Below are 12447 nucleotides of genomic sequence, written 5' to 3'. Positions count from 1 at the left end.
CCGAAGCATCTCTCCCGCAGTGGTAACCAGAAATTACTTTGGCGGGAGAGATGCTTCGGCTTCGCTCAGCATGACGGCCTGATAGGCTACTGTCCACACGGCCTGGAGCAGAAGCGAAGCCGGCGGCGCAGCCCGGCTACTTCAGCACCTTGGCATCGTAGGCCACCTGCCCGCCAATCAGCGTCAGCAGACTGGTCGTTTTGGGCAGCTCCGGCGGCGGCACCGCAAAAATGTCCTGCGACAGTACCACCACGTCGGCCAGCTGCCCCACCGCAATCCGGCCCTTGTCCTTTTCCGCAAATTCGGCGAAAGCCGAGCCGTAAGTATAGGCCTGCACCGCCTGCTCCCGCGTAATGGCCTCCTTCGGATTGGCCGGCGTGAGGCTGGCCATCAGTATATTCAGAAACGGATTCAAAGGCCCATCGGAGCCCAGCGCCACCGGCACCCCCGCCGCCAGCAGCGAGCCCAGCGGCTGCATGCCCCGGCCCCAGCGCTGCTGGAACAGCTGCGGCTCCGAGAAGTGCATGGGGTTCTGCACCACCACCACGCCCAGCTTTTTGGCCCGCGGCAGCAGGTCGGCCACCACTCCGTCGCCGTGCTCGATGCGCATGCGCCGCGCAGGCCAGCCGGCGGCCGGGCCGTTGTTTTCCAGCGCCTGCAGCACCACTTCCGCGCTTCGGTCGCCGGCGCAATGCACCAGTAGCTGCTGCTGCATCTCCACTGCTTCCTGCACCATGCGCGCCACTTCGGCCTCCGTGAAGTTCAGCGTGCCTTTCCAGTCGGGCCTGTCGAGGTAGGGCTGGCGCAGGGCCGCGCCCCGCTCGTAGGGCGTGCCATCCAGCACCCACTTCATGCCGCTGGCCGTCACTTTGGCATTGGCCGCCGCTGGCTTCGGCAGCCGCCGCACCTCAGACAAGTCGCGCTGCTGGGGCGTGGTCGGCGAAAACGGAATGGCCCGCACCCGAATCGGCAGCTTAGCCTGATGCAGCAGCCGCACAAACCGCTCGAAGGGCAACGACGAAAACAGCTGCATGGACGTAATACCCAGCCGCACCGCCTCATCAGACAGCTGCCGCAGCTCCGCCACGGCCGCCGAATCGGGCACCTGGGCCGTGAGGGTGCGGCTGGGCTGCCACTGCGCGTATTCCCAGAAGCGCCCGTTGAGCTGGGGCGGGGTAGTGGCCGTGCGCTCGAAGTAGCCGCCCAACGGGTCGGGCTGCTGGTCGGTGAGGTTGAGTTTCTGCAGCGCCAGCGAGTTAGCAATGAAGCCGTGGCCGTAGTAGGCGCGCAGCAGCACGGGGTGGCGCGGGGCCAGCTGGTCGAGGGCGGCGCGGGTTACCTGCTCATTCAGCACCACCGTGGCGCCCACCGTGCCAAACAGCCAAGTGCCGGCCGGGGCCTTGGCCGCGGCCGCCGTGAGGGCCGGGGCAGTTTCTGCCCAGCTCGGCTCCAGGGTTTTGAACGCCAGGTGCACGCCGGGCGCATCGGGGCTGAAATGGTTGTGCGCGTCGTTGAAGCCCGGCGTGATGGTGCGGCCCTGCACATCGAGGCGGCGCGTGTTGGGGCCGGCCAGCCTGGTTATTTCCGCCGTGGTGCCCACCGCCACAATCCGCTCCCCCCGGATAGCCAGCGCCTCCGCCCGGGGCCGGGCCGGGTCAGCAGTGAAGATGCGGCCGTTTAGCAGGACCATATCGGCAGGTGTCGTCTGGCCCTGCGCCATCGATGCCATCAGCCACAGCCCCCACACCGCCACCAGTACCTTCTTCATCAGTTCATGCTTGCCGCCACATGCAGTAGTTTGTCTGTTGAATATAATGAAAATTATATGATCAGGCTCGGCGCTACCTCAGCCGGCCCCAGCGGCTATTTCGCCGCTTCTACCCGAAAGAATTCGGTTGCGCGCACCGGTTCGTTGGTGCGCGTCAGGCCCTCGGCAACCACCCGGAACGAGCCGGATTTTGCTGCGCTGCCAAACGAAACGGTGGCTGTTCCGCTGGCATCGGTCTGCACGGTGGGGTTCCAGTAAAGCGTGGCGCTCGGGCGGGCCGCCGGGGCATCGGGTGGGGTGGTGGCACCAGCAGCCGGGGTGTAGAACTCGCGTACCCGCTGCAGGCGGGGCGGGGCATACATCGGCGCCAGCAGAGTAGGGGCGGGTTCTTCGCCGGGCCGGTAATTGGGGTTGCCGCGCTTCGTGAGAAACGCAATAGCACCCGAAGCGCCCCGCTCCCCAAAAATAGCCGCCGACCCCGGTTTCAGCACTTCAATAGCCTCAATGTCTACTACCGGTATCGAGTTGATCATGTTGATGTCCGTCGGAACGCCATCGAGCAGAAACAGCGGTGTGGCCGTGGGTATAGCCGGTGTTTCGTTGACCACCGGCCGGTTGCGGGAGTTGATACCCTGCTGGATGGCCGGCCCCAGCTGCGTCTGGCTGGCGCTGCTTTTGCCGCGCATCGTTATCCGCACGTTGTCCTGGTTGGCAATGACGGTGAGGCCCGCCACGCGCCCCTGCAGCACCTGCACAATGTCTTTGTAAGTACCGATACCGGCAATATTTCTGGTCAGGATGGTGGCATCGGGCCGGCCGTAGATGCGCCGGTTATCGGGCCGGGTTACCTGCGGCGCGTTTTGCTGCACGGTTACTTCGTTCAGCAGAATGCTTTTGTCGCGCATGCTTGCCGGGTTGCGGCCGGCTACTGCCTGCAGCTTCTGCGCCGTGCTGTCCGGTGACCAGGGCCACAGGGCGGCCCCGGCAGGGGCAATGGTGGGCAGCTTTTCATCCAGGACCACCTGCGGACGTTTGACGCCTTTCGCAGGCAGCGCCACTATCCGCACCGCCGCCGAATCCTGCCCGGAAAAGCCGGAAAAAGTGAAGCGGCCGTCCGCATCGGTCAGGGTCTGGTAGGATCTGGCCGGCTGGAAGCTGGTGAGCACCACGGCCGCGTCGGGCAGCGGCTCCAGTTGCTTGCCCACCACCTGGCCACTCATGCTCGGGCTTTGCTCGCGTCCGTAAGGCTGCGGGCTCCACTGGTCGGCCAGCAGCGTTTTCCACACAAATCGGCGCCAGCCCTGCGTGAGCAGCAAATCATCGAGGGCGCGGGTGGTGGCCGGGGTGGTAGCAGCGAAATAATAGCCCGGCTGCTCTACTTCCCCTTGCAAATCGGAGGTCAGTAGGAGGCTGGTCCGGATATCGGAGGTGTTGCGTAGCTGCGGTGCCCCGGCTACAGCCGTAACAGCCAGCGAAAAGCGGCCCGCCAGCGGTTTGCCGGCTGCGTCCTGCGCGGCAACTTGCAGCGTGATGGTTTCCTGAGGGCCGTACGCTTTCCGGGTAGGCTGCACCGTAAGCCGGGCACCGGCACCGGGCGCGCTGAACGCCAGCCGCTCGCAGCGGGGTACCTGCTGCCCATCAAACACGGTGAAATGCAGAAGGCCGGCCGGCAGCTGCGCTTTCGGAACCGATACAGTAAGCAGACCGGCGCTGTTGATTTCGGCCTGCTCGGTATGCACCAGCGTGCCGCGCACGTGCGCAACCAACGTAATGCGTTCGGGAGGGACTACTCCGGTGCCCGCCTTCCGCCGGATCAGCACCCGAAACGCGTCCGGTTTCTCCTGCACCTGAAGCGTATAGCCGGCCGGCAGTGCAGCGGGCAGGTTGTAAGAGGCTTCCTGGCCGTTGGCGTAGCGCACGGTGGCTGTGTAGCGGCGTCCGGCCACGGGCTGCAGCTCAAAGCGCCCCATGCCCAGATGGTGGCTGCGCAGCTGCGCTACCACGGTGCCCTGCTCGTCATGCACCATGCCGCTCACGCTGATGCCGCGCCCATCGGGGCCGGTAGCCTTGAACGCTACTACCCCGGGCAAGTCGGCCACCAGCTCGCCACCTTCCGGGAAGAACTGAACCTGAGCGGGAGCTGCACCGGCTGTTTTTTCGGCTTGCCCGGGAGCCGCGGCCGCAGCGGCCAGCACGGGTAGCGTCCGGCTAAAGAAGTAGTCGGGGGTGTTGCGCATCCAGTTGGTGTAGGCGCGCACCGTGTACAGGCCCTGGGGCAGGTTGTCGGGCAGCGAATAGCTGCCGGGGGCTCCGCCGGCCTGCACGGCCAGCGCCTGGCGCGTCAGCAGCTTCTGGTCGGGGCCAATCAGGTCAACGTAGAGCACCTGGCTTACGCTGTCGGGCCGGTGGCGGGCCGCGTCTACCACGTAGCCTTTGAACCAGAGCGTTTCTCCGGCGTTGTAGACTTCTTTATCAAACTGCAGGTATACTTTTTCGGGACTTGTAAGGGCATAGAACCGCTCCAGCTGAGCCGCTACCCGCCGGGTAAAGTCGTCGGCCGGCGACGTGAAAGAAACAAGCGCGGCACAGGCCGCCGCAGCCCAAAACGGGCGCTGATAGTTCATAGGACAGGACGCAGTAAGGGATAGACTAGTACAAGTATACAGGTATTGCGGGGCAGTTTCCGGGACGACTGCCGCCTCTCCGGTGCGGCTGCTTGTGGCACTGGCAGCCCCTGTCCTGGGCCCGGCGGAAAGCTGAGAATATAGCCAGTGAATCTGCTGTAGGGTGTTTGTTTTCAAGCTCATCCGTACGCAGGAATGCCATAACCTTATACCCGATATAGACCAATGATTTTCAACGCGGCCCGCCAGACCTGCGTATGAGAGGGCATTAGTTTCCTCTTATCCAATTCTGATTTCATGAAAACTTTCCTTGCCTTCGCAGCTGCCTTCGCTCTGAGCGTTACGGCTGCCTCCGCCCAGACTACTCCCCAAAGTACCCCCACCCCCAGCGGCAGCGTAAGCCCGCAGTCGTCGCCGCCGGCGCAACCTCCGGGGTCGTTGGGTACGCTGCCTTCCAGCAACACCCAGCCAGCCAGCGAGCAATCCACGCTGACGCCCGGCAACGACCAGCAAACCCGCCGCACCAAAGAAATGAAGAAGCCGCGCGATAAGAAGAAGATGAAATCGACTTCTACCAGCGGCTCGGCCTACTAGTGGTCTTCCGGCTTTTACGCAAAAGAGCGGCCTCCGAAAGGGGGCCGCTCTTTTGTTGTGTGGCTACGCCGGGCCTGCCGGCTTTCTACAGATACCAGGCGCCCGCCGGTGCCAGCGCCACGCCCACGGCCCGGCCCGGCATGAGGTCGGTGGAAGCGGTTTTCACGGTCAGGCGGGTGCGGAGCAGCGCTACGTCTACTTCGGAGTAGCTCCCGAAAAACCGCACGGCCCGCACCGTGGCGGGCAGGGTATGGGGGGCAGATTCTGTGGTCAGGAGCAGGTTTTCGGGCCGGATGAGCAGCGGCTTGCGCCGGGGCGGCAGGCCCGCCAGGTCCGCCAATGCCGTAGCCGCCGCCCCGCGCAGCAGGTTGTAGTCGCCGAAAAGTCCGGCTACGTATTCGGTGGCGGGCTGCGCGTACACCTGCCGGGGAGGGCCCTGCTGCACCAGCCGGCCCCGCTCCAGCACCAGCAGCGTATCGGCCCAGGAAAGCGTATCGGCCGGGTCGTGCGACACCAGGATGCACGTCAGGCGCAGCTCTTCCCCGATGTCGTCAATCACGGCTTTGAGCAGCTGCTTGTGCCCGCGGTCCAGGTTGGAAAACGGCTCATCCAGCAGCAGTAGCTTCGGCGACGACAGCAGCAGCCGGGCCAGCGCAATGCGCTGCCGCTCGCCGCCCGACACCTGGTCGGTGCGGCGCTCCAGCAAATGGCTGATGCGGCACACCTCGTACAGCTTCTGGCTTTCGGCGGCGGGCAGCTTGCTGGCATAGCGCAGCACCTGCTCCACACGCAAGGAATGGGGCAGCTCGGAGTGCTGCGACAAATAGGCCACCCCCGGATGCCCCGGCACCAGCACTTCCTGCGGGCCTTTCACGCGGCGGCCATCAAACGTGATGGTGCCGGCCTGGGGCTGCGCCAGCCCGGCCACCGCCTGCAGTAGCGTGCTTTTGCCGGCTCCGGTTTCGCCGGCTATGGCCAGCTTCTCAAACTCCTGCTGCTGAAAGCTGATGTGCTGCAGCGCAAAGTCGCCTCTTTCCTGCAGTGATATTTCCGAAACGCGCAACAAACTCATAAGTAGCAGCAGAAGCGGGCTGCCGGCACGCCCGGGCGGCAGCCGGCGCACCGATTCTGTGGCGGCAAGTTAGAGCCGTTTTGCGTGACTGGTTCAGGAACTGCGGCCTCGCCGGGCTGCTGCAAGGGGAAGCTGAGGTCAGGAGTGGCGCCGGTTAGTCCTCAATGGTCTCAATTCCGAGCTGTTTGAGTCGCGCCAGATGCTCCTGCATGGCCCGGAGCTGCTCCGGCGCGTGCCCCGGCCACTCCATCACCTCACCCACAACCCGCAGCGGGTTGCGCGACCGGTACGATTTGGTGGGGTTGCCCGGAAACTTCTTGTCCGTCAGAGTCGGGTCATCCTCTATCGGGCCGGTGGGCTCCACTCTATAAATCCGGCCGCGCCCCTGGCCCACCGTCAGCTCTGCTCCCCGGGTGGCGGCGTCAAGGGTGGCCGTCAGGTACACGTAGGCGGCTTTTTTCCGGCTGCCGTAGTTCGACGCGAAGCCCGGGGCAATCAGGTCGCCCGGCTTCAAATCGGCTTTGGTGCCGTGGTAGAGCGGCTGCAAGCCCGGTTCAGGAATAACTGCCATGCTGCTGATAAGTACGATAGGAATCTTGTGTGACTCGGCCAGTGCCCGCGAGGCAAACCAGCTACCCCTTGTGCACGTGCCGGATAATGGCCGGCAGGTTGGCCAGAGGCGAAAACCAGCCATTCAGCTCATTGAACCGCACGCCATGCACGCCCTGCGCGGCCAGCGCCAGCAGGTAATCCACCGCGCGCGGCGTCTCCGTGGAAATCACCAGCACGTTGCCGCTGGCATCCACAAACTCACCGCCGGGAATAGTCCTGGCGTACTCCTGGGCGCGCTGCCGGTCCGTAAACACAAACGCCCAGGGCTTGCCATCCAGCACGCCCACAAACGGCTTCCGGTCTTCGATATTCGCCGTTTGGCGCGTTATAAAATGCCATTGCGGCAAACTGAGGACCGCTTTCCACAAGGCCGAAAGGTCTTCGGTGTTGCCGGAGCTTTTGGCTTTCTGCAAAAGCAGGTCGATATCGTTAGGGGCAGATGAGTCCATAGGGCTTGTTCAGACTGTCGGTGAGGAGGTCAGGGTGGTGAGAATACTACGGGGGAGGCATTTGGTTGTCTGTACGAGGTGGCGGCGTGAGGCTGCTACAGATAGCTGCCCGCCGCCTGGGCGGGTCAGGAGAAAGTAAAAAGCCCGGCCCGCAGGAAGCGGCCGGGCTTTTTGTGGGGGCGGCCTCACCGGCGCGGGGCCGGCCAGCCCGCTACTGCGCGGGCACGGCCGGGGCCACGGTGGGGTGCACCACGTACTCGGCCGCTTTGGTGGCATCCGTGAGCTTCCAGTAGGCCTCCCCGATGGCGCACAGCTGCACCAGCTGCCGGTAGAGGCCGTTGGCGAACAGAATGCGCGCCCGCGTGGCCCCGGCGCGGGTGCTTTCGGCCTCCTTGCGGTCGGTGAGGTGCTCCACGAAGTCGGCGTTCTGGGTTTCGATGCCCTTCAGCATCTGCTCGGTGAGGCCCACGCCCGCATACTCGGCCAGGTACTTGCGCCCCTGCTTCACCAGCATGGTAGCAGCCAGATGCAGCTTGGCATCGGAAAGATTCTCCACGTTGCTGGCCCCAAACCGCTTGTAGCGGGCTGTGCGGGGTGGGTCCTGCGCCCCAATAATGCCCAACACCTGCTGCATGGCCGTTTCGAGCGAGGAGCGCACAGCGTCTTTCTCCGCCGTAACGGTAGCACCTTCCTGCTGCAGAACCGTATCGGGGTCCATTTCGCCAAATTCGGCGGTGTCGTCAATAAAAGTCTGAATGCGGGCGGCCGTCACGCCCCGGGTAGCCAGCAGCGCCGCGTCGCGGAGCAAAGCCGGGTGCAGGTCCAGGCTTCGCTGCCACAGCGCGGCCTGGGTAGACGGGTACTCGGCAATCGGGTGTTTGTCCAGCATACTGATAAGAAGAAAAAGAAATACCATAATCCGCAGCCAGCGCGGCTCCGGCAGCTGGTAAACTACTAAATCTCAGTACACGCCGCAACCACTCCCAGCTGCATTTTCTCCACCCCAACCAACGTTCCTCCAACCTCCATCCACTACACCAGAAGTTCCGGCAACAACAACCAAACATCCCGCAACAGTACCCGAAGGTCCAAACACCCTACCTGAAGGTTCCGCAACAGTACCTGAAGGTCTGGCAACAACAACCGAAGCTCTTCCAACAGCAACCGAAGCTCTTTCAATAGCAACCGAAGGTCTTTCAACAGATGTTTTCAGGGCTTCGGGCACCAGCGGCAGGGCTTCGGGCGTGCCGGGCGCTGTTTCGGGTTCCGGGCCGGGGGCTTTGGGGAGGGTGGGAGCGGGGCCGGGGAGGGCGGGGGCTGCGTCGGGGGCCGGGCTTCCCCCATCGAACGGCAACCGCGCCGCCCGGGATGCTCCAGACGGCGCGGTTGCGGCAGTGGAGGCGCAGCCTCCACGTCAGGGGCTGGTCATGAGTTACGCTTCGCTAAACTCGCGCCAGATGGGGTGCGGCCGGACGCGGGGCATAGCCGCTCCGGCGTAGGTCTTACCCGCCGGTAGCCGAGCGAGTGCGGGGTGGGGCTGCAATGGCTGGTTATCTATATTTCGGTATTACGATTGTCAGTAAAATGCACCCTGTACTGGTCAGGATATAATCGAGAAAATTCAATTCTCTATTATCCTTTGGAGAGAAATGAGTTGCCATCATAAATTCCTGTTTCATGATTAGCAGGCTTAAAATTCTAAAGACTGTAAAGATTATAAGCATTGCCAATAGATTCAGGTCATAGTCGGCGTAAGTCCCCACCTTGGAGTTAAAATCTGGGTTGCTTTTGAGCTTGTCTACCAAATACCATTGCGCGGCTCCTATTACAAACCAAATAGTTGAGACCGCCGGAATACGGAGCCTTTGGTAATACATTAGAAATAAAGATAGGGGTCCTGTAAAAGTCAATGCAAGCAGCATGCTGTTTATATTATCTTGCTTTAAGAAGGAGAATTTATATGAAACCCATATAAAACTTCCGATAAGCAGATATAGAGAAACGACTGCATAGTCTATTTTGTCAATTCTCGATTCGTTCATTTTTAAACCAGCAATAGCATTTAGATAGCCGCTTCTCCAGATAGCGGGAGCCGGCCCTGTATGCGCAAGATAGAAGCGTGAAGCATACCGACGGTAACACGCTTCAGGCTACTTGGCGTCTTTGCGCATGCTACGTAAAGCAACCCAGCCGCCCCCGGCGTACCTTCGCTACTCCAAACCGCAGCAGCAGGAAACCAAACCCCGGGCTGCGGCTGTTTACCCGTTCTATGGCCGACAACTCCGTTCTGCAACTGGCTGCCCCCGCGGCCGACCCCATTGACCAGCTCGACCCGCGCGAGTTTATCCTCATCAAAAACGCCCGCGTCCACAACCTCAAGAACCTGAGCGTGGCGTTGCCGCGCAACAAGTTCATCGTCGTGACCGGCCTGTCGGGCTCGGGTAAGTCGAGTCTGGCGTTCGATACGCTGTATGCCGAGGGCCAGCGCATGTACGTGGAGAGCCTCAGCAGTTATGCCCGCCAGTTTCTGGGCCGCATGGACAAGCCCGACGTGGACTACATCCGGGGCATTTCGCCGGCCATTGCCATCGAGCAGAAGGTCAGCATCAAGAACAACCGCTCCACCGTGGGCACCAGCACCGAAATCTACGACTACCTGAAGCTGCTGTTTGCGCGGGTGGGCCGCACCTATTCGCCCGTGAGCGGCGAGCAGGTGAAGAAGGACAACGTGGCCGACGTGGTGGACTACCTCATGCACCTGCCCGAAGGCACCCGCGTGATGCTACTCGCGCCGCTGCAGCCCGCCCAGGACGACCGCCCCATGAGCAAGGAGCTGGATCTGCTGCTGCAGAAAGGCTACAGCCGCGTGGTGGTGAACGGCCAAACCGCCTTCATCGAGGAGCTGCTAACTGAGGGCCAGCCCGAAGTGAAGGGCGAAGTCTTCATCATGATTGACCGCGCCGTCATCATCCCCGGCGACGAAGACCTGACCTTCCGCCTCGCCGACTCGGTGCAGACCGCCTTTTTCGAGGGCCACGGCACGTTGAGTATTGAGTACTCAGTAGTGAGTAGTGAGACTAGTAATGGCGATACTAACTACTCAATACCCACTACTCAATACTTCTCAGATAAGTTTGAGCTGGACGGGCTGGTGTTCGAGGAGCCGAGCGTCAACTTCTTTTCCTTCAACAACCCCTACGGCGCCTGCCAGACCTGCGAAGGATTCGGCTCGGTGCTGGGCATTGATGAAGACCTGGTGATTCCGGACAAGAGCATGACCGTGTACGAGGGCGCCATTGCCCCCTGGCGCACCGACAAGCAGAGCGAGTGGCTCAAGCCCCTGCTCAAAAACGGTATCCGCTTCGATTTCCCGATTCACCGGCCCTACAACGAGCTGAGCGAGGCCGAGCGCCAGCTGCTCTGGAAAGGCAACAAGTATTTCGATGGACTGGACGAGTACTTCAAGTGGGTGGCTACCCAGACCCACAAAATCCAGTACCGCGTGCTGCAAAGCCGCTACCGGGGCCGCACCACCTGCCCCGACTGCCGCGGCACCCGCCTGCGCAAAGACGCCCAGTACGTGAAAATCTCCGGCCAGAGCATCACCGATTTGGTGCTGCTACCGGTGAGCCGGGCGCTGGAGTTTTTTCAGACCCTCGACCTGCCCGAGCACGAAGCCAAAGTAGCCGAGCGCCTCGTCACGGAAGTCACGAATCGGCTGGAGTACCTGAACCGGGTGGGCCTGGGCTACCTCACGCTCAACCGCCTCAGCAGCACACTGTCGGGCGGCGAGAGCCAGCGGATTTCGTTGGCTACGTCGTTGGGTTCGGCACTGGTAGGCTCCATGTATATTCTCGATGAGCCCAGCATTGGCCTGCACCCCAAAGACGCCGAGCAGCTGATTGGCGTGCTACGCTCCTTGCAGCAGCTCGGCAACACCGTGATTGTGGTGGAGCACGAAGACAAGATGATGGAGCAGGCCGACCAGATTATCGACATCGGGCCCGAGGCGGGTAGCGGGGGCGGCATCCTGCAGTTCCAGGGCACCTATGCTGAGGTATTGAAGTCGGATACCTACACCGGCGAGTACCTGAGTGGCCGCCGCGAGGTGGCCGTGCCCAAAACGCGCCGCCCCTGGCGCAACGCCCTGGAGCTGACCGGCGCCCGCGAAAACAACCTCAAAAACGTGTCGGTAAAGTTTCCGCTGAACGTGATGACGGTGGTAACGGGCGTGTCCGGCTCCGGCAAATCCACGCTGATTCGGCGGATTCTGGCCCCGGCCCTGCTCAAGCAGCTCGGCGGCGGCGCGGGCGAAGCCACCGGCAAGTTCGACCGCCTTACCGGCGTGAACGGCCAGGTAACGCACGTGGAGTTCGTGGATCAGAATCCCATCGGCAAAAGCAGCCGCTCCAACCCCGTAACCTACGTGAAAGCCTACGACGCCATCCGGAGCCTGTTTGCCGACCAGCAGCTAGCCAAGGCCCGGGGCTTCAAACCGTCGCACTTCTCGTTCAACATTGACGGGGGCCGCTGCGAAGTGTGCCAGGGCGAAGGCCAGGTGAAGATTGAAATGCAGTTCATGGCCGACATCTACCTGACCTGCGAAGCCTGCGAGGGCCGCAAGTTCAAGCAGGACGTGCTGGACGTGCAGTACAAGGAGAAAAGCATCAACGAGGTGCTGGAAATGACCATTGAGGACAGCATCGAGTTCTTCAAGGACCAGCCCAAAATCGTGGAGCGCCTCAAGCCGTTGGATGATGTGGGGCTGGGCTACATCCGCCTGGGGCAGTCGGCCAACACGCTGAGCGGCGGCGAGGCCCAGCGCGTGAAGCTGGCCTCGTTCCTGACCAAGGGCAACACCCTGCAGAACGATAAAATCCTGTTCATCTTCGACGAGCCCAGCACCGGCCTGCACTTCCACGACATCAACAAGCTGATGACGGCCATGAACGCGCTGGTGGAGCAGGGCAACTCGGTGCTCATCATCGAGCACAACATGGACATCATCAAGTGCGCCGACTGGGTTATCGATCTGGGCCCCGAAGGCGGCTTGAACGGCGGCCATCTGCTCTTCGAGGGTACGCCCGAGGAAATGGTGAAACTCCGGGACAGCAACCACACGGCGCGTTTCCTGGCCGAGAAGCTGTAGTGGTTTATTTGGCACAGACCATAAAGCAGTTGGCTGGAATCTAACCCATAGCGTCTTAGCCAGAAGGATGCTGACCACATTAGGCTGGCGACGATAAATTCAGTAATTTAAATAGACAACTCTGGCGGCAGCCTGCCCGCCCATCCCTTAATAGCCGGGGGCCGCTGGTATTTCCCACT

General features: G+C 62.2%; 8 protein-coding genes. 2 read left to right on the top strand and 6 right to left on the bottom strand.

Going from position 1 to position 12447, the window contains the following annotated elements; translation table 11 throughout:
* Positions 1-136 precede the first annotated feature (136 nt).
* Together BUE15_RS11960 and BUE15_RS11955 are read right to left on the bottom strand one after the other, a co-directional pair.
* Complete coding sequence (locus BUE15_RS11960) at positions 137-1768, bottom strand: amidohydrolase (protein WP_073285131.1); 1632 nt, start codon at positions 1766-1768, stop codon at positions 137-139.
* A 95-nt stretch (positions 1769-1863) separates the two neighbouring features.
* On the bottom strand, positions 1864-4392 hold the full coding sequence (locus BUE15_RS11955; protein WP_073285128.1) for an MG2 domain-containing protein: 2529 nt from the start codon (positions 4390-4392) through the stop codon (positions 1864-1866).
* Positions 4393-4689: 297 nt separating this feature from the next.
* Between BUE15_RS11955 and BUE15_RS11950 the strand changes: the two genes are divergently transcribed.
* On the top strand, positions 4690-4986 hold the full coding sequence (locus BUE15_RS11950) for a hypothetical protein (RefSeq protein WP_073285126.1): 297 nt from the start codon (positions 4690-4692) through the stop codon (positions 4984-4986).
* Between the two features lie 85 nt (positions 4987-5071).
* On the opposite strand, the gene BUE15_RS11945 is transcribed toward BUE15_RS11950, so the two are convergent.
* From BUE15_RS11945 to BUE15_RS11930, 4 genes are all read right to left on the bottom strand, one after another.
* Positions 5072-6058 (bottom strand): ABC transporter ATP-binding protein, encoded by a 987-nt coding sequence (locus BUE15_RS11945; RefSeq protein WP_073285123.1) that lies wholly within the window; start codon positions 6056-6058, stop codon positions 5072-5074.
* A gap of 154 nt (positions 6059-6212) precedes the next feature.
* A complete protein-coding gene (gene arr, locus BUE15_RS11940) occupies positions 6213-6629 on the bottom strand; it encodes an NAD(+)--rifampin ADP-ribosyltransferase (protein WP_073285120.1) in 417 nt (138 codons plus the stop codon).
* A 61-nt stretch (positions 6630-6690) separates the two neighbouring features.
* On the bottom strand, positions 6691-7119 hold the full coding sequence (locus BUE15_RS11935) for a hypothetical protein (RefSeq protein ID WP_139252248.1): 429 nt from the start codon (positions 7117-7119) through the stop codon (positions 6691-6693).
* A gap of 211 nt (positions 7120-7330) precedes the next feature.
* Positions 7331-8008, bottom strand: a complete 678-nt coding sequence (locus BUE15_RS11930; protein ID WP_073285115.1) for a hypothetical protein — start codon at positions 8006-8008, stop codon at positions 7331-7333.
* 1380 nt (positions 8009-9388) lie between these two features.
* Between BUE15_RS11930 and uvrA the strand changes: the two genes are divergently transcribed.
* A complete protein-coding gene (gene uvrA / locus BUE15_RS11920) occupies positions 9389-12268 on the top strand; it encodes an excinuclease ABC subunit UvrA (protein ID WP_073285109.1) in 2880 nt (959 codons plus the stop codon).
* Positions 12269-12447: the final 179 nt, after the last annotated feature.

The organism is Hymenobacter psychrotolerans DSM 18569 (assembly GCF_900142395.1).
Classification (GTDB): domain Bacteria; phylum Bacteroidota; class Bacteroidia; order Cytophagales; family Hymenobacteraceae; genus Hymenobacter; species Hymenobacter psychrotolerans.
Note: the sequence above shows the minus strand (reverse complement) of the source record. Positions and strands in the feature narration are given on the sequence as shown.